Annotated in this window: 18 protein-coding genes and 1 pseudogene; 9 read left to right on the top strand and 10 right to left on the bottom strand. The window is 73.6% G+C overall.

Annotated elements, in window-relative coordinates; all coding sequences use genetic code 11:
• A pseudogene (locus tag ACFF45_RS25370) lies at nucleotides 1–445 on the bottom strand (nucleopolyhedrovirus P10 family protein); the annotation flags it as partial.
• Nucleotides 446–527: 82 nt separating this feature from the next.
• Between ACFF45_RS25370 and ACFF45_RS25375 the strand changes: the two are divergent.
• The 5 genes from ACFF45_RS25375 (at nucleotide 528) to amaP (ending at nucleotide 3049) form a co-directional block, all read left to right on the top strand.
• Nucleotides 528–1010, top strand: a complete 483-nt coding sequence (locus ACFF45_RS25375) for an Asp23/Gls24 family envelope stress response protein (RefSeq protein WP_381348766.1) — start codon at nucleotides 528–530, stop codon at nucleotides 1008–1010.
• Between the two features lie 107 nt (nucleotides 1011–1117).
• A complete protein-coding gene (locus ACFF45_RS25380; protein WP_381348767.1) occupies nucleotides 1118–1300 on the top strand; it encodes a hypothetical protein in 183 nt (60 codons plus the stop codon).
• Between the two features lie 86 nt (nucleotides 1301–1386).
• Entirely contained in the window at nucleotides 1387–1794 is a 408-nt protein-coding gene (locus ACFF45_RS25385) for a hypothetical protein (protein WP_381348812.1), read from the top strand.
• A complete protein-coding gene (locus ACFF45_RS25390) occupies nucleotides 1791–2465 on the top strand; it encodes a DUF6286 domain-containing protein (RefSeq protein ID WP_381348768.1) in 675 nt (224 codons plus the stop codon). Before ACFF45_RS25385 ends, ACFF45_RS25390 begins: the two co-directional genes overlap by 4 nt.
• On the top strand, nucleotides 2462–3049 hold the full coding sequence (amaP, locus tag ACFF45_RS25395; RefSeq protein ID WP_381348769.1) for an alkaline shock response membrane anchor protein AmaP: 588 nt from the start codon (nucleotides 2462–2464) through the stop codon (nucleotides 3047–3049). The genes ACFF45_RS25390 and amaP overlap by 4 nt, the downstream gene beginning before the upstream one ends.
• A gap of 5 nt (nucleotides 3050–3054) precedes the next feature.
• Here amaP and ACFF45_RS25400 read toward each other — a convergent pair whose 3' ends face one another.
• The 5 genes from ACFF45_RS25400 to ACFF45_RS25420 all read right to left on the bottom strand — a co-directional run bounded on the left by ACFF45_RS25400 (nucleotide 3055) and on the right by ACFF45_RS25420 (nucleotide 7951).
• Nucleotides 3055–3810: an SDR family oxidoreductase gene (locus tag ACFF45_RS25400; protein ID WP_381348770.1), complete on the bottom strand. Its 756-nt coding sequence runs from the start codon at nucleotides 3808–3810 to the stop codon at nucleotides 3055–3057.
• Between the two features lie 5 nt (nucleotides 3811–3815).
• The gene (locus ACFF45_RS25405) at nucleotides 3816–5657 is read right to left on the bottom strand and encodes a glycoside hydrolase family 15 protein (protein WP_381348771.1); all 1842 of its coding nucleotides are present in this window, start codon (nucleotides 5655–5657) and stop codon (nucleotides 3816–3818) included.
• 73 nt (nucleotides 5658–5730) lie between these two features.
• Complete coding sequence (locus ACFF45_RS25410) at nucleotides 5731–6525, bottom strand: SURF1 family cytochrome oxidase biogenesis protein (protein WP_381348772.1); 795 nt, start codon at nucleotides 6523–6525, stop codon at nucleotides 5731–5733.
• 120 nt (nucleotides 6526–6645) lie between these two features.
• Nucleotides 6646–6879: a metallothionein gene (locus tag ACFF45_RS25415; RefSeq protein ID WP_381348773.1), complete on the bottom strand. Its 234-nt coding sequence runs from the start codon at nucleotides 6877–6879 to the stop codon at nucleotides 6646–6648.
• 79 nt (nucleotides 6880–6958) lie between these two features.
• On the bottom strand, nucleotides 6959–7951 hold the full coding sequence (locus ACFF45_RS25420; RefSeq protein ID WP_381348774.1) for a DEDDh family exonuclease: 993 nt from the start codon (nucleotides 7949–7951) through the stop codon (nucleotides 6959–6961).
• Nucleotides 7952–8083: 132 nt separating this feature from the next.
• Between ACFF45_RS25420 and ACFF45_RS25425 the strand changes: the two genes are divergently transcribed.
• Nucleotides 8084–8368, top strand: coding sequence for a hypothetical protein (locus ACFF45_RS25425; RefSeq protein ID WP_381348775.1), 285 nt, complete (start codon nucleotides 8084–8086; stop codon nucleotides 8366–8368).
• Nucleotides 8369–8496: 128 nt separating this feature from the next.
• On the opposite strand, the gene ACFF45_RS25430 is transcribed toward ACFF45_RS25425, so the two are convergent.
• Nucleotides 8497–10014 carry a S8 family peptidase gene (locus tag ACFF45_RS25430; RefSeq protein WP_381348776.1) on the bottom strand — a complete coding sequence of 506 codons (1518 nt, stop codon included), beginning with the start codon at nucleotides 10012–10014 and terminating at the stop codon, nucleotides 8497–8499.
• Nucleotides 10015–10127: 113 nt separating this feature from the next.
• On the bottom strand, nucleotides 10128–11651 hold the full coding sequence (locus ACFF45_RS25435; protein ID WP_381348777.1) for a S8 family serine peptidase: 1524 nt from the start codon (nucleotides 11649–11651) through the stop codon (nucleotides 10128–10130).
• Between the two features lie 333 nt (nucleotides 11652–11984).
• Between ACFF45_RS25435 and ACFF45_RS25440 the strand changes: the two genes are divergently transcribed.
• The 3 genes from ACFF45_RS25440 to moaA all read left to right on the top strand — a co-directional run bounded on the left by ACFF45_RS25440 (nucleotide 11985) and on the right by moaA (nucleotide 15137).
• Nucleotides 11985–12341: a DUF485 domain-containing protein gene (locus ACFF45_RS25440; RefSeq protein ID WP_381348778.1), complete on the top strand. Its 357-nt coding sequence runs from the start codon at nucleotides 11985–11987 to the stop codon at nucleotides 12339–12341.
• Nucleotides 12338–13963 (top strand): monocarboxylic acid transporter, encoded by a 1626-nt coding sequence (locus ACFF45_RS25445; RefSeq protein ID WP_381348779.1) that lies wholly within the window; start codon nucleotides 12338–12340, stop codon nucleotides 13961–13963. Before ACFF45_RS25440 ends, ACFF45_RS25445 begins: the two co-directional genes overlap by 4 nt.
• Nucleotides 13964–14147: 184 nt before the next feature.
• Nucleotides 14148–15137, top strand: a complete 990-nt coding sequence (gene moaA, locus ACFF45_RS25450) for a GTP 3',8-cyclase MoaA (protein ID WP_381348813.1) — start codon at nucleotides 14148–14150, stop codon at nucleotides 15135–15137.
• 14 nt (nucleotides 15138–15151) lie between these two features.
• On the opposite strand, the gene ACFF45_RS25455 is transcribed toward moaA, so the two are convergent.
• Together ACFF45_RS25455 and ACFF45_RS25460 are read right to left on the bottom strand one after the other, a co-directional pair.
• A complete protein-coding gene (locus ACFF45_RS25455; protein WP_381348780.1) occupies nucleotides 15152–15367 on the bottom strand; it encodes a hypothetical protein in 216 nt (71 codons plus the stop codon).
• A 230-nt stretch (nucleotides 15368–15597) separates the two neighbouring features.
• On the bottom strand, nucleotides 15598–16020 hold the full coding sequence (locus ACFF45_RS25460; protein WP_381348781.1) for a DUF3099 domain-containing protein: 423 nt from the start codon (nucleotides 16018–16020) through the stop codon (nucleotides 15598–15600).
• Nucleotides 16021–16067: the final 47 nt, after the last annotated feature.

The raw sequence follows: 16067 nt of genomic DNA on the forward strand, positions 1-16067 counted from the left end.
GCCGCGCCCGCGGCGGCTCGGCCGGCCGCAGCACCGCGGGTTGCGCCCCCTCGTCCAGCAGGGCCGTCACCCGTAGGTCGACCTCCGACACGGTCAGCCCGAGCCGCTGCGCCGCGGCCGCCGACAGCGCCGTACGCAGCCGGGCGGCCGTGGTCGGCAGCGGTTCGGCCGCCGTGGCCGCGAAGTCGGCCGCGACCCGCAGGGGGCCGGGCGGCAGGGCGCTCGGTGGAGCCGGCACCGCGGGGGCGTGCACGGTGTCCGGGTCGGCCAGGGTGATCCGGAGCGCGCCCAGGCGCACGCCCGGCACCTCGGTCCCCGCGCGCCGCAGGACCGTCCCGGCCGCCGCCTCCGTGATCCACGCGCCGTCGCGCGGGCCGCCCAGGGGGAGCAGTCTGCCGAGGTCCAGTTGCTGTCGTACTGCCTGCGTCCATCGGTCTGCCGTCATTGCTCCAGCCTGCCGTATTCACGGCGCGGGTCCGCGCAACCTCACTTAACGTGGTCGCAGGACTACGGAAGGACGCACGGCGATGACCGACATGGACCCGAGCCGGGAGCAGGCGCCCGGGGCAGAGACCGAGCCGTCGTCGGCGGCCCGGGGGCCCGTACGGCGGGGCGGCGGGGACCCCGGGACCCGGGGCAGGACCACCATCGCCGACGGGGTCGTGGAGAAGATCGCCGGGCTCGCCGCCCGCGACGTCGTGGGCGTCCACGCCATGGGCAGCGGGCTCAGCCGCACCATCGGGGCCGTGCGCGACCGGGTGCCCGGCGGCTCCAGGGCGGTGACGCGCGGGGTGAAGGCCGAGGTCGGTGAGGTGCAGACCGCGATCGACCTGGAGATCGTCGTCGACTACGGCGTGTCGATCGCGGACGTGGCGCGGGTCGTGCGGGAGAACGTGATCGCGGCCGTGGAGCGGATGACCGGCCTGGAGGTCGTCGAGGTCAACATCGCGGTGAGCGACGTCAAGCTCCCGGAGGACGAGGAGGAGGAACCGGAGCCCCGGATCCAGTGACGCCGCCTCACCCGGAGACCACGTAATGCACCACAATGGCAACGAATACACCTCAAAGGGCGCAAACGCCCGAACGCCCCGCACGGCTACGAGCTGAGGAGCGCACGATGAGCATGGCCGTGGTCGGCATGATCGCCGGAATGGCGCTGGCCTTCGCCGGGTACTTCGGCGGGTTCGGCGCGTTCGTACTGGTGGCGGCGCTGGGCGCCGTCGGGTTCGTCGTCGGCCGGTTCCTGGAGGGGGACCTCCAGGCCGGCGACCTCTTCCGCACCCGCGACCGGCGGCGGTGACGCCCGTGAACAGCGGCGCGAGTCCCGCCGGCGGCGGGGCGACCGTGAGCGGCGGCGCGAGGCCCGCCGGCGGTGGCGGGGGGTCCCTGAGCGGCGGCGCCGGGGCGCCCCCCGGCGCGGGCGCAACCGTCCCGGCGGGTGAGCGCGGGCGGACCACGATCGCCGACCGGGTGGTCGCGAAGGTCGCCGCACAGGCCGCCGGCGAGGCGCTCGGCAGGCTCCCGCGGGACGCGGCCCGCCCGAGCGCCACGGTCGTCGTCCGCCCCCAGGCCGCCGGCCCCGGAGCGCCGGGGAGGCCCGTCGACACCGCCCGGGTCCGCGTCCACCTCGAACTCGACTACCCCGGCGACATCGGCTCCCGGTGCGGGCGGGTGCGTCGTCAGGTCGTGGACCGGGTGGGCGCGTTGGTGGGGATGGAGGTTCCGGAGGTCGTCGTCCAGGTGGAGCGGCTGCATCTGGCGCCGGCGCACGCGGCACAGGGGAGGACGCGATGAGCAGCGAGCCCCAGGACTTCGAGGGCGGCACACAGAGGCCGCCGGTGATCGACGAGGACGACCGGGAGCCGGGCCGGGCGGCGCCGGCCGCCGACGAGCCCCGCACCGCACCCGACGCCGGGCACGGCAGGACGCACCGCTTCTGGTCGGCCCGCCGCGTCCCCGCGGCCGTCGTCGCCGCACTGCTGCTGGCCGCGGCCGGCCTCCTCCTCTACGACGTCGCCGCCGTCCGCGCCGGCCGGCCGGCCATGGCCTGGCGCCACGAGCTGGCCCGGCAACTCGCCGAACGGCCCCTGCACGACCCGTGGGTCCTGGCCGGCGCGGGCGTCGCCGCCGCCCTCGGCCTCTGGCTGCTCGTGCTCGCCGTCACCCCCGGACTGCGCGACGTCCTGCCGATGCGGCGCACGCACCCCGACGTCCGCGCCGGACTGCACCGGGGCGCCGCCGCGACGGTCCTGCGCGACCGGGCCATGGAGGTGTCCGGGGTGCAGTCGGTACGGGTGCGGATGCGCCGCCGTCGGGCCGACGTCCGCGCGGTGTCGCACTTCCGCGAACTGGACGACGTACGCGCCGACCTGGACGACGTGCTCGCCGACGCGGTCCGGGCGCTGGGCCTCGCCCGGCACCCCGCGCTGTCGGTGCACGTCCGGCGGCCCGGCCGGAAGGGGTGACCGCGGTGCTCGGGACCGTCAACCGCGTACTGCTCGGCGTCGTGGGACTGGCGCTGGTCGCGCTGGGCGGTGCGGTACTGGCCGTCGGGCTCGGTGCCGCAGCGCCGTCCTGGTGGATCCACGACAGCCGCGGCGACGTCCTGCTCGGCGACGCCGAGCGGACCCGGTGGCGGGACGCCGGCTGGTGGTGGCCGGCCGTCCTCGCCGTCCTCGCCGCCCTCGTCCTGCTGGCGCTGTGGTGGCTGATCGCGGTCCTGCGCCGGCGCCGGCCGGCCGAGGTGCTGGTCGACACCGGCGACGGCGAGGGCGCGCTGCTGCGCGGCCGGGCCCTGGCGGACGTGCTCACCGCCGAGGCGGGCGCCCTGGACGGCGTGGCCCGCGCCCAGGTCCGTCTGACGGGCCGGCGCAGTGCCCCCGCGGCCCGCGCCGGGCTCCTGCTGGAACCCCACGCGGACCCGGGGGAGGCGCTGCACCACCTGACCACCCGGGCCCTCGCCCACGCCCGCGCCTCGGCGGGCCTGGCGTCGCTGCCGGCCGAGGTGCGGCTGAAGGGCGTCAAGCACCGCGCGGAACGGGTCGGTTGACGGCCTCAGAAGCCGCGCCGGGCCCCACCGTCCACCGGCACCATGACACCGGTCAGGTACGACGCGGCCGGCGACAGCAGGAACGCCGCCGTACGCCCGAACTCCTGCGGCGTCCCGTACCGCCGCAGCGGGATCCGTGCCGCGCCGGCCGCCCGGGTGGCCTCCGGGTCCGCCGACAGCGCGTCCAGCTCCCGCACCCGGTCGGTGTCGATCCGCCCCGGCAGCAGGCCCACCACCCGTACGCCCCGCGGCCCCAGCTCGTCCGACAGTGACTTGGCGAACCCGGCCAGCCCCGGCCGCAGGCCGTTCGAGATGGTCAGCCCCGGAATCGGCTCGTACACCGACCCCGACAGCACGAACCCGATGACGCCCCCGGCCGCCAGCTCCGCGGCCGCCGCCCGCGCCAGCCGCACCGCGCCCAGGAACACCGACTCGAACGCGGCCTGCCACTGCTCGTCGCTGTTGTCGGCGACGAACCCGGCGGGCGGGCCGCCCACGCTCACGAGGATCCCGTCGAACCCGCCGAACCGTTCCCGCGCCGCGCCGATCAGCAGCGCGGCCGCGTCCGGATCGGCGTTGTCCACGGCCACCCCGTGGGCGTTCGGCCCCAGCTCCGCCGCCGCGCCGGCGACCCGCTCCGCGTCCCGTCCCGTGAGGACGACTTTCGCCCCGTCGGCCACCAGCTCGCGCGCGGCGGCGTTGCCCAGCCCGCGGGTGGCGCCGGTGACGACGTACACCCGGTCCCTCAGTCCAAGATCCATGGGCCCTATCCTGCCCCGTCGTCGCCGAACAGGGCGAGGGCCGTGCTCACCAGGCCGATGTGGCTGAACGCCTGCGGGAAGTTGCCGAGCTGGCGGCCGCCGACGGGGTCGTACTCCTCGGCCAGCAGCCCCACGTCGTTCGTCAGCCCCACCAGCCGCTCGAACAGTTCGCGGGCCTCCTTCCGGCGGCCCGTCATGTGCAGCGCGTCCGCCAGCCAGAAGGAGCACACCAGGAAGGTGCCCTCCCCGCCGGGCAGTCCGTCCACGGCCGTGCGGTCGGCGCTGTAGCGGTGCAGGAAGCCCTCCTGGCACAGCTCGGCGCGGACCGCCTCGACGGTGCCGCGCACGCGCGGGTCGTCGGGCGGCAGGAAGCCCACCCGCGGGATGAGCAGCGTGGCGGCGTCGAGTTCGCGGGAGCCGTAGTACTGGGTGAAGGTGTTCCGCTCGGGGTCGTAGCCCCGCTCGCACACCTCCCGGTGCACCTCCTCGCGCATCGCGCGCCAGCCGTGCAGGTCGCCTCCGAGTTCCGGGTACCGCTCCAGGGTGCGCACCGCGCGGTCGGCGGCCACCCACACCATCACCTTGGAGTGCACGAAGTGCCGGCGGCCGCCGCGCACCTCCCACACCCCCTCGTCCGGCTGCCGCCACGCCGACCGCAGCCACTCCAGCAGGGCGCACTGCAACTGCCACATCAGCGGTTTGACGGTCATTCCCGCGGTCCGCGCCAGCGACAGCGAGTCCATCACCTGCCCGTACACGTCCAGTTGCAACTGCCGTACGGCGTCGTTGCCGATCCGGACCGGGGCGGAACCGGCGAAGCCGCGCAGCCAGGGCAGCGCGGACTCGGGCAGCCGCCGCTCACCGGCCAGCCCGTACATGATCTGCAATCGCGCCGGGTCGCCCGCGACCGCGCGCACCAGCCAGTCACGCCAGGCCTCGGCCTCCTCGTGGTAGCCGGCCGCCAGCAGCGCGCCCAGGGTGAGCGTGGAGTCGCGCAGCCAGCAGTAGCGGTAGTCCCAGTTGCGCACGCCGCCGATCTCCTCCGGCAGCGAGGTGGTGGGGGCCGCCACGATCCCGCCGGTCGGCGCGTAGGTGAGGGCCTTGAGGGTGATCAGCGAGCGCAGCACGGTGTCCTTGTGCGGGCCGTCGTAGCGGCACCGTGCCGACCAGGCCTGCCAGTCCGCCACGCTGTGGCGCAGCGCCTCGTGGGGGTCGACGAGGGGCGGGCGCGGCTCGTGGGAGGGGTGCCAGGTGAGCACGAACGCGACCTTCTCGCCCGCGCCGACCGTGAACTCCGAGCGGGTGCTGAGGTCCTCGCCCCAGGTCCGCACGGGCGGCTCGCTGCGCAGCCACACCGAGTCCGGGCCGGCGACGGCCACCCGGTGGCCGTCGGACCGGCGCACCCACGGCACGATCGAGCCGTAGTCGAAGCGCAGCCGGAGCGTGCTGCGGACGGTGACGCGGCCGCTGCGGCCCTCCACGATCCGGATCAGGTCGGGGGCGCGGTCGCGCTGCGGCATCAGGTCGGTGACCCGGACCGAGCCCTCGGGGGTGTCCCACTCGGTGTCCAGGACCAGGGTGCCGGGACGGTAGGCGCGCCGGGTGCAGAGGCGATGGGTGCCGCCGGCGTCCTCCGCGCCCGCGGGGGCGATCCGCCAGTGCCCGTTCTGCTCGTCGCCGAGCAGCCGGGCGAAGCAGGCGGCCGAGTCGAAGCGGGGCAGGCACAGCCAGTCGACGGAGCCGTCCCTGCCGACCAGCGCGGCGGTCTGTTCGTCGCCGATGAGGGCGTAGTCCTCGATGCGGCTCTTGGCGATGTCCTCGGCGGAGATCCTGGTGGGCGGATGCACGGAGTGCGGGTTCCCGGAGGACCGGCCGGGCAATCCGGGGCAGGGGCGCGGGTGCGAGTGCGGGCGAGCGGACCTACACCGGCGCCGGCGCCGTCTCCTCCCGCCGCTGACCGGCCGCCGCCTGGGCGCGGTCCCGGGCCTCGCGGCGGACCAGGATCACCCAGCCGGCCGGGACGCCCGCGGCGAACAGCCACCACTGGACGGCGTACGCCATGTGGTTGCCGATGCTGTCGTGGTCCGGGGCCGGGATCGGCTCGGGCGTGTCGCCCGTGGGCCCGGGCGCGGTCAGTTCGACGTACCCGCCGAGGACCGGCCTGCCGAGGCGCTCCGCCTCCTGCCCGCTGTCGATCAGCATGATCTGGCGGTCGGGCAGCCCCCGCACGTCCTTGATCCCGCTCTCGGCGGTGGTCTGGTCGGGCATCAGCCGTCCGGTGACGGTGAGCTCCCCCCGCGGCGGCGCCGGGATCCTCGGGAACGCCGTCTGGCTCAGCCCGTCGGAGGGCACCCACCCCCGGTTGACCAGCAGGACCCGGCCGTCGTCGAGGACGAACGGGGTGAGCACGTGGTACCCGACCTCGTCGTCGGCGTTGGTGCGGCGGCGCACGACGACCTCGTGCGCGGTGTCGAAACGGCCCTGTGCGGTCACCCGCCGGTACAGGTCGGCCTTCTCGACCCCGGCCCCGGGCGCGGTCAGCGTCTCGGCCGGGACGGGCTTGGCGGCCAGCGACTCGGCGATCACGTTGTTCAGCGCGACCCTGCGTTCGTGCCGGTGCAGCTGCCAGAAGCCCAGCTCGACCATGGTCGGGACGAGCGCGAGGACGACGAGGGTGAGGATCACCCACTGCCGGGACAACAGGAAGCGGTACACCCCACGACCGTACATCTCGGGCCGTGGGGTGCGACGTGTGGGGGTGCGGGACGCCCTCCCGGGCCCGGCGGTGCGGGATGCCGCCCCTGCCGGACCCGGCGGTGCGGGACGCCCCCGGGCTCAGACGCGGTCGACGATGCCCACCCTCCCCTCCGCGCGGGCGCAGTGGGCACCGCAGTACCAGTGGCCCTCGACCTCGACGCCCTGCCCGATGATCTGCACCCGGCAGTGCTCGCAGATGGGTGCCATGCGGTGGATCGCGCAGGCGAAGCAGTCGAAGACGTGCACCGCGCCCTGCGCATGGACTTCGAAGGACATTCCGTAGTTGTTGCCGCAAACCTCGCAAGTCGCCATGGGCCACAGGGTGAGCGCTCCGTCCGGCGCGGGCGAGCGGGCGCCGGGCGAGTCGCGCGCCAATCACCCGTCCGTACGGTCAGGCCTCCGACGCCGGTTCCACATCGCCCAGGAGCTGCCCGAAGGCCGCCTCGTCCACCACCGGTGTGCCGTACTGCCGGGCCTTGAGGACCTTGGAGGTGCCCGAGTCCGGGTCGTTGGTGACCAGCAGGCTGGTCAGCCGGGACAGGCTGGTGGCGACATGCAGCCCCGCCTCCACGGCGCGGTCCTCCAGCAGCTCGCGTTCGACGGAGGTGTCCCCCGAGAAGGCGATCCGCATACCCTGCTTGAGCCGTTCGCCCTCTTCGTACCGCCCGGGGTTCGGGTACGGGCAGGCGGGCCTCCTGCGTGACGGACGCCAGCCGCCCGGCCGGTAGCCGCCGCTTCCGCCGGCCTGCTGCCCGATCCGGGCGGCGGGCCGCTCCACCCACTCGGTCAGCGGCCGGCACTCGTGCAGCGGCAGCCGCAGACCCCCCTCGGCCGCCGCCCTGAGACTGGGGCGGAACGCCTCCGCCAGCACGCGCGCGTCGTCCAGCGCGTGGTGCGCCCGCCGCTGCACGACGCCGAAGTGCGCGGCGAGCGACTCCAGCTTGTGGTTGGGCAGCGGAAGCTCCAGCGCCTTGGACAGGGCGATGGTGCACAGCCGCTGACGCACCGGCGCCTCGCGCCGCACGCGCGCGTACTCGCGGGCGATCATCTGCCAGTCGAACACCGCGTTGTGCGCGACGAGCACCCGGCCCGCCAGCCGGGCCGCGAACTCCTCGGCGATGTCCGCGAAGAGCGGCGCCCCTTCCAGCGCCTCGCTCGTCAGGCCGTGGATCCACACCGGGCCCGGGTCGCGCTCCGGGTCGACCAGCGTGTACCAGTGGTCCTCGACCTCGCCGTGCCCGTCCAGCCGGTAGACCGCCGCGGAGATGATGCGGTCGTCCCGGGCCAGGCCGGTGGTCTCCACGTCAACGACCGCGTATCCCTGCGGATACGCGGCCGGCCAGGCGGTCGGCGAGGACGCTGCGGTCGTACGGTCTTCGAGCATGGTCACCGAGGATACGGGCCGGGACTGACAGCGCCCGTCCCCAGGTGCGCCGAACGGGGGCCGCGGCGCGGGCGGCCTGCGCCGTCCCGGCCCGCATGGCCGGCCGGCCGCCACGGGGGAGGCAGCCGGGACATGGGCGAGAGTCGTCAGGCGTTGATCACCGAGGTCCCCGAGGACGAACTCGCCGACGTCCTCACCGATGTGAGCGACACCGTCAGCCGGGACGTCGAACTGCTGACGGAGGCGCCGCACTCCTCCGGGTACGGCGTCGAGGTCGTCGGGGCCACCCCCGACGACCCGGCCCAGCGCCCTCGTATCCGAAGCGCCGTCAGCCGCGTCTGCGCGACGGCGCCGGAGGAGGCGTTGACCGACCGGCGGCCCCGCGGCGCCCCCATGCCGCCGCGCAGGTCCTGCTGACCCGGGGCACGCTCGCCGGACGGCGGCGCGCCGGGACGGTCCGCCGGGAGCGAGCCGCCCGGCTGCCGTGAACGCGGCCGGGCCGGGCGGACGGCCCGCCCGGCCCGGCGCGCTCCACGCGTCGCGCGCTACCTGGTCACCGCGTCCAGCGCGTCCGCCGTGCCCCGGCCGTAGAAGCCGTTGCGGTTCTTCGGCCCCTCGCACACCGCGTCGACCTCGCCGTCACCGTCGATGTCGTACGGGTCGGTGCACGCCGTGGCGTCCGCCTGGGCGTACAGCAGCGCCTTCACCAGAGCGGGCGGGGCGTACGGGTGCGTCGACCTGATCAGGGCGGCGACGCCCGCGACGTGCGGCGAGGCCATCGACGTACCCGCCATGTAGCCCCACCTGCCGCCGGGCAGCGTACCCAGGATCAGGCCGCTGGTCGCGGGCGGCTGCGGCGGCTGGTTCGCCGTCGAGTCGCCGCCGGGCGCGGCGATGTCGACGACGCCCAGGCCGTGGTTGGAGAAGGACGACTTCAGGCCCTTGGCGCCGGTCGCCGCCACCGTCACGACGCCCGGCAGCTGGGTCGGTATGTCGGAGCACTCGGACGGGTCGACCACCCGCTCGGCGGGCGTGGAGTCGTTGGGGGAGACCGGGTCGGTGAGCCGGCCGGCCGCCAGGTCGTAGTTCTCGTTGCCGGCCGCGGCGACGTTGACCGCGCCCTTCCGCTCGGCGTACCGCGAGGCCCGGGTGACGGCCTCCACGAGCGCCTTCTGGTCGGGGTCGTCGGTGCAGTTGAAGTACCAGGGGTCGGTGTAGTAGCTGTTGTTGGTGACGTCCACACCGTGTTCGGCGGCCCACACGAAGCCGCAGACGACGGCCTCGGTGTAGAAGTAGCCGGCGGGGGTCGACACCTTGATGCCGGACACCTTCACGCCCGGCGCGACGCCCGTCATGCCGACGCCGTTCTTGGCGGCCGCGATCTCCCCGGCCACGTGCGTGCCGTGCGGGCTCTCCGTCGCGCCGGGCCGCCAGGCGCCCTCCGCGGTGTCCGGCTTGCCGGTGACGCAGTCGACGGACGCCTCGCGGTCGAAGTTCGGAGCGATGTCCGGGTGGGTGTCGTCCACCCCGGTGTCGATGACGGCGACGGTCACCCGGTCGCTGCCGAGCGACTTCTCGTGCGCCCGGTCCGCCTTGATGGCGGGCAGGTCCCACTGGAGCGGCTGGAGCGGGTCCTGTCCCTCGGCGGCGTCCACCGCCGCCAGGTCGTCGGCCGTGAGCACCTCGGGCGTGCCCATGTCGGTGGTCGACCGCGCGGGCAGCGGCGCCGTCCGGGTGGCACCGACCGACTGCACCCCGCGTACCGTCCTGACGGCCGTGGCGAAGCCGGGGTCGGCCGAGTGCACGACGATCACACCGATCTGGTCGTACGCCATGACGACCGTCCCGCCGGCCTCGGCGATCGCCTTCTTCACCTGCGCCGGCGCGCCGTGTCCGGGGCCGACGTTGACGACGTAGCTGAGCGAGGTCGCGTCGGCGGCCACCGGGGCGGCGGGCTGCGCCGCGGACGCCGTGCCGTTCGGCAGGAACGCCAGGGCCGTCGCCATGGCCGTTCCGACCGGGAACACCAGGGCACGGCGGAGGCGGGGGTGAGGCACTGTCATGGTCTGCGCATCTCCAGTTCGTTTCGCGGACGGCGGTACGCGTGGACCGTGCGGGAGGTTCGGGCGGGCGGCGCGGCCGGTGCTCCGGCCGCGCCGCGCCGCGCCGTGAGCGACTACTCGACCGCGCGCAGCGCGTCGACGATGCCGTGTCCGTAGAAACCGTTGACGCGGGTGCCGCCCTCGCACACCGCGTCCTGCGTGCCGTCACCGTTCTGGTCGTACGACTCCGGGCAGGCCGTCTCGTCCGCCTGCGCCTTGAGCAGCGCCTGGAGCTGCGCCGGGGTCGCCCACGGGTGCCCGGACTTCAGCAGCGCGGCGACGCCCGCGGCGTGCGGCGAGGCCATCGAGGTGCCCTGGAGGAAGGCGTACTGGTTGTTCGGCATGGTCGACAGGATGCGGCCGTTCTTCGACGGCGTGTCCGGGATCTGGTAGAGCCGGTCGCCGCCCGGCGCCGCGACGTCGACGACGCCGTTGCCGTACGAGGAGTAGTACGACTTGAGGTTCTGCACGCCCGTGGCGCTGACCGTGACGATCCCCGGAAGCTGCGTCGGCACGTCGAAGCACTCGTGCGGGTCGACGGTGCGCTCGACCGGGGTGGAGTCGTCGGGGCTGCTGTCGTCGACGATGGCGTCGGCGTCCAGGTCGTGGTTGGAGTTGCCCGCCGACGCCAGGTGCAGGGTGCCCTTCCGCTGGGCGTACAGCTGGGCCCGGTTGACCGCGTCGACGATCGCCCGCTGGTCCGGGTCGTCCATGCAGTTGTACAGCCACGGGTCGACGTAGTAGCTGTTGTTCGTGATCTCGACGCCGTGGTCGGCCGCGAAGACGAACGCGCAGACCACGCTCTCCGGGTAGAACAGCCCGTTGTGCGGGTCGCTCACCTTGATGCTGGAGACCTGCACGCCCGGTGCCACGCCGGCCACGCCGATGTCGTTGCGGGCCGCCGCGATCTCCCCGGCGACGTGCGTGCCGTGGTAGTCGTCCGCGGTGTACGGCCGCCAGGCGCCCTCGCTGGTGTCGGCGACGCCGCCGACGCAGTTGGCGGACTGGCTCGCGGAGAAGTTCGGGGCGAGGTCCGGGTGGGTGTCGTCGACGCCGGTGTCGATCACGGCGACGGTGACGTCGCGGCTGCCCGGGTCGATCTGCGCGGCCTTGTCGGCGCCGATCGCCCGCAGGTCCCACTGGTCGGCCTCGAGGGGCTCGCTGCCGGCGGTGGCGGCCGCCTCCACCTTCGCGGCCTCGGCGGCGGTCAGGTAGTCGGCCGCGTCCTGCTCCGTGGTCCCCGCGGAGACCAGCGGCGCGGTGCGGGTGGCACCCGCCGACTGCACGCCGCGGGCCTCCCGTATCAGCGCGCCGAAGTCCGGGTTCGCCGAGTGCACGACGATCACGCCGATCTTGTCGTACGTCGTCACGACGGTGCCGCCGGCCGCGGCGATCGCCTGCCGCACCGACGCGATGGTGTGACGGTCCGTCCGGGTGTTGACGACGTACGCCAGCTCGGGCGCGTCCGCCGACGGGGCGGTGGTCTCCGCGCGCGGGGCGGCCGTGGCGGCCGCCGGCAGGAAGCCGAGCGAGGCGGTCAGCGACAGCACGACGGGCACGGCGAGGGCGAGCCGGCGTCTGGCACGCAGATGAGCCATGGGGTCTCCACTTCATCCGGAAAACGAAACCGGCCCGAGACACAGGTGGTGCTCGGGCAGGTACATGACGGGTGGTGCAGGGCGAAGCTATCTCCCGACCTCGCGGGCCAGCAATCACTTCCGACGACGACTTCGAGGTTTTCCGGCGGCGGCCGCCGAAAGAACTCGGGGCGGTTGAACCGGTTCTCGCGTGGCGCCGTGACGTTGAGCAGGGAGCCGAGCACCATACGAGGCCCCCTGTCGGATCACGCACCCGGCCACTACCATCGCCGCCCGGCGCACGTGATCCACATCACTGCCATCAGCACAGCATCCGCAACGCGAGGAGACTCCGTGGCCACCGACGCACCGCCCCCCGCGAAGACAGAACACAAGCTCCCCTCGACCGAGGAGTTCGTCGAGGTGCAGAACAGCGCGGAGTTCGGTGAACTGCGCCGCTCCCACCGCTCCTTCGCCTTCCCCCTGACGGTCGGCTTCATCGCCTGGTACCTGCTGTACGTCCTGCTGTCCAACTACGCGGGCGGCTTCATGGGCACCGAGCTCTTCGGCAACATCAACGTCGCCCTGGTCCTCGGCGTCGCCCAGTTCATCACCACGTTCCTCATCGCCTGGTGGTACTCGCGGCACGCCGCCGCGCAGCTCGACCCCAAGGCGGAGGCCATCAAGTCCCGGATGGAGGGCGGCGCATGAGCCCCGTACAGCACACCGTTCTCGCGGCCAACGAGGCCAGCGAGCACCGCCCGCTCATCATCACGCTGTTCGCCCTGTTCGTCGTCGCCACCCTGTTCATCACCGTCTGGGCGGGCCGGCAGACCAAGGACGCGGCCGACTTCTACGCGGGAGGCCGTCAGTTCAGCGCCTTCCAGAACGGGCTCGCGGTCTCCGGCGACTACATGTCGGCCGCCTCGTTCCTCGGCATCGCCGGCGCGATCGCCCTGTTCGGGTACGACGGCTTCCTGTACTCCATCGGCTTCCTGGTCGCCTGGCTGGTCGCCCTGCTCCTGGTGGCCGAGCCGCTGCGCAACTCCGGCCGGTACACCATGGGCGACGTCCTCGCCTACCGGATGCGCCAGCGGCCGGTGCGCACCGCGGCCGGCACCTCCACGATCGTCGTGTCGATCTTCTACCTGCTGGCCCAGATGGCGGGCGCGGGCGTCCTCGTCTCGCTGCTCCTCGGCATCACCTCGGACGCCGGCAAGATCGCGATCGTCGCGCTGGTCGGCCTGCTGATGATCGTCTACGTCTCCATCGGCGGCATGAAGGGCACCACCTGGGTCCAGATGATCAAGGCCGTGCTGCTGATCGGCGGCACCATCCTGATCACCTTCCTGGTGCTGCTGAAGTTCGACTTCAACGTCTCCGACCTGCTCGGCACCGCGGCCGAGAACAGCGGCAAGGGGGCCGCGTTCCTGGAGCCCGGCCTGCAGTACGGCGCCACCGGCACCTCCAAGCTGGACTTCATCTCCCTCGGCATCGCCCTGGTGCTCGGCACCGCCGGTCTGCCGCACATCCTGATCCGCTTCTACACCGTCCCCAACGCCAAGGCCGCCCGGAAGTCGGTCAACTGGGCGATCGGCATCATCGGCGCCTTCTACCTGATGACCATCGCCCTCGGCTTCGGCGCCGCCGCGCTGATCTCCCAGGACGAGATCATCGCCTCCAACCCCTCCGGCAACACCGCGGCGCCGCTGCTCGCCCTGCACCTGGGCGGCACCGACTCGACCTGGGGCGCGATCCTGCTGGCCACCATCTCGGCGGTGGCCTTCGCCACGATCCTCGCCGTGGTCGCCGGCCTCACCCTGGCCTCGTCGTCCTCCTTCGCGCACGACATCTACGCCAACGTCATCCGCAAGGGGCAGGCCACCGGCGCCGAGGAGGTGCGGGCGGCCCGCTGGGCGACCGTCTTCATCGGCGTCGTCTCCATCGGCCTCGGCGCCCTGGCCCGCGACCTCAACGTGGCCGGCCTGGTGGCCCTGGCCTTCGCGGTGGCCGCCTCCGCCAACCTGCCGACCATCCTCTACAGCCTGTTCTGGAAGCGGTTCACCACCCAGGGCGCGCTGTGGTCGATCTACGGCGGTCTGATCGTCGCCGTCGGCCTGGTGCTGTTCTCGCCCGTGGTCTCCGGCGACCCCAAGGCGATGTTCCCCGGCGTGGACTTCGCCTGGTTCCCGCTGAAGAACCCGGGCATCATCTCCATCCCGTTCGGCTTCCTGATGGGCTGGCTCGGCACCGTCCTGTCGAAGGAGCAGCCGGACACCGGCAAGTACGCCGAGCTGGAGGTCCGGTCCCTGACCGGCACCGGCGCCCACTGAGCACGCCCGCGCACGCGACGGCCGCGTCGGGGGGGACTGGACTCCTGCGGGTCCCCGCGACGCGGCCGCGTCCCACCTCGTGGGACCAGGCCTTAGGCGTTGTCGGCGGGGTCACGTAGGCTCGCAGGTGTCGGAGAAGGATGCTCCGCTGCGCGTGATCCACCACGAGGGAGGGGGCCACGTCATGCTCATCGACACCTACGGCCGGGTCGCCACCGACCTGAGGGTCTCGCTGACCGACCGCTGCAACCTGCGCTGCACGTACTGCATGCCCGAGGAGGGCCTGCAGTGGCTGGCCAAGCCCGACCTGCTCACGGACGACGAGATCGTCCGGCTGATCGGCATAGCGGTCACCTCCCTCGGCATCGAGGAGGTCCGGTTCACCGGCGGCGAGCCCCTGCTCCGCCCCGGCCTGGCCGGCATCGTCGAGCGCGTCGCCGCCTTGGAGCCCCGCCCCCAGATGTCCCTCACCACCAACGGCATCGGCCTCAAGCGCACGGCGGCGGCCCTGAAGGCGGCCGGCCTGGACCGGGTGAACGTCTCGCTGGACACCCTCCGCCCCGACGTGTTCAAGGCCCTCACCCGACGGGACCGGCACCAGGACGTCATCGACGGCCTGCGCGCCGCCCGCGAGGCGGACCTGACCCCGGTCAAGATCAACTCGGTGCTGATGCCGGGCCTGAACGACGACGAGGCCCCCGACCTGCTGGCCTGGGCCGTCGAGCACGACTACGAGCTGCGCTTCATCGAGCAGATGCCCCTGGACGCCCAGCACGGCTGGAAGCGCGACGGCATGATCACCGCGGGCGACATCCTGGCCTCCCTGCGCACCCGCTTCGACCTCACCCCCGAGGGCGACGAGGCCCGCGGCTCGGCCCCGGCCGAACGCTGGCTGGTGGACGGCGGCCCGCACCGCGTCGGCGTCATCGCCTCCGTCACCCGCCCGTTCTGCGCGGCCTGCGACCGCACCCGGCTCACGGCCGACGGCCAGATACGCAGCTGCCTGTTCGCCACCGAGGAGACCGATCTGCGCACCGCCCTCCGCTCGGGCGCCCCCGACGAGGAGATCGCCCGCATCTGGCGCCTGGCGATGTGGGGCAAGAAGGCGGGCGCGGGCCTGGACGACCCGGCCTTCGTACAGCCGGACCGGCCGATGTCGGCGATCGGCGGCTAGACGAGCAGGCACCCCTAGGGGGCGGCCTCCTGCCAGTCGCCGAACTTCACCACGTCCTTCAGGAACCCCCGCACCCCGAGGAACTGCGACAGGTGCTCGCGGTGCTCCTCGCACGCGAGCCACGTCTTGCGCCGCTCCGGCGTGTGGATCTTCGGGTTGTTCCACGCCAGCACCCACACGGCGGCGGCGCGGCAGCCCTTCGCGGAACAGATCGGGGTCTCGTCACTCACAGGTTCGTCTCACCACTGCGCGGAAAAGGCGACGCCGAGCAGCCACGGGGGGAGCTGCCCGGCGTCGGTCCGTCGCTCCGACGGGGGATGCGGAGCGCTTAGGAAGTATGTCACGGGTCCCCGGGCGGCGGGCACCTGAACAACACGATTGACACGAGCTTTTCCCGACCTGGTGGGAAAGGTTCGACACGTCCTCGACGCGCCCTCCATACGTCCTCCACGCAGCGGGATCACGTTCTCTGTCCGCGCCGTTCCCGCGCCGCGTCGCCCGCTCCGTCCTCCGCCGTCGACTCCGCCGGGCCGGCGTCACCGGCACGCGGCGGCGCGTTCTGTCCCGCCGCCGTCAGCGCGGGCGGCACCACCGCCGGGGGCGGCACGGCCACGAACGTCGACGGCAGCGAGGGCGCGTTCTCCCGCCCGGCGTTGGCGACCACCACGGCGATGTAGGGCAGCACCGCGCCGAGCACCAGCGCCACGATCGCGACGTGCCGTTCGACGTTCCACAGGGTGGCCGCGAGGATCACCGACAGCGTGCGGACCGACATCGAGATGACATACCGCCGCTGCCGGGCGCGGACGTCGTCCTGGAGGCCCTGCCGGGCACCGGTGATCCGGAAAACCTGGCCCTTGCCGCCGCCGTGCCTGTTCCGCATCACATTCCACCACCCGCCCGCTCAGGACTCTGCCCGCCCGTCCCCGG

The organism is Streptomyces cinereospinus (assembly GCF_042430725.1).
Taxonomy (GTDB): domain Bacteria; phylum Actinomycetota; class Actinomycetes; order Streptomycetales; family Streptomycetaceae; genus Streptomyces; species Streptomyces cinereospinus.

What these genes read in the sequence shown, in the direction of transcription:
- ACFF45_RS25460 (WP_381348781.1), bottom strand. Translation starts at nt 16,020, where the DNA reads ATGCGGAACAGGCACGGCGGCGGCAAGGGCCAGGTTTTCCGGATCACC.
- ACFF45_RS25400 (WP_381348770.1), bottom strand. Translation starts at nt 3,810, where the DNA reads ATGGATCTTGGACTGAGGGACCGGGTGTACGTCGTCACCGGCGCCACC.
- ACFF45_RS25445 (WP_381348779.1), top strand. Translation starts at nt 12,338, where the DNA reads ATGAGCCCCGTACAGCACACCGTTCTCGCGGCCAACGAGGCCAGCGAG.
- ACFF45_RS25425 (WP_381348775.1), top strand. Translation starts at nt 8,084, where the DNA reads ATGGGCGAGAGTCGTCAGGCGTTGATCACCGAGGTCCCCGAGGACGAA.
- ACFF45_RS25415 (WP_381348773.1), bottom strand. Translation starts at nt 6,879, where the DNA reads ATGGCGACTTGCGAGGTTTGCGGCAACAACTACGGAATGTCCTTCGAA.
- ACFF45_RS25375 (WP_381348766.1), top strand. Translation starts at nt 528, where the DNA reads ATGACCGACATGGACCCGAGCCGGGAGCAGGCGCCCGGGGCAGAGACC.
- ACFF45_RS25390 (WP_381348768.1), top strand. Translation starts at nt 1,791, where the DNA reads ATGAGCAGCGAGCCCCAGGACTTCGAGGGCGGCACACAGAGGCCGCCG.
- moaA (WP_381348813.1), top strand. Translation starts at nt 14,148, where the DNA reads ATGCTCATCGACACCTACGGCCGGGTCGCCACCGACCTGAGGGTCTCG.
- ACFF45_RS25435 (WP_381348777.1), bottom strand. Translation starts at nt 11,651, where the DNA reads ATGGCTCATCTGCGTGCCAGACGCCGGCTCGCCCTCGCCGTGCCCGTC.
- ACFF45_RS25430 (WP_381348776.1), bottom strand. Translation starts at nt 10,014, where the DNA reads ATGACAGTGCCTCACCCCCGCCTCCGCCGTGCCCTGGTGTTCCCGGTC.
- ACFF45_RS25420 (WP_381348774.1), bottom strand. Translation starts at nt 7,951, where the DNA reads ATGCTCGAAGACCGTACGACCGCAGCGTCCTCGCCGACCGCCTGGCCG.
- ACFF45_RS25380 (WP_381348767.1), top strand. Translation starts at nt 1,118, where the DNA reads ATGAGCATGGCCGTGGTCGGCATGATCGCCGGAATGGCGCTGGCCTTC.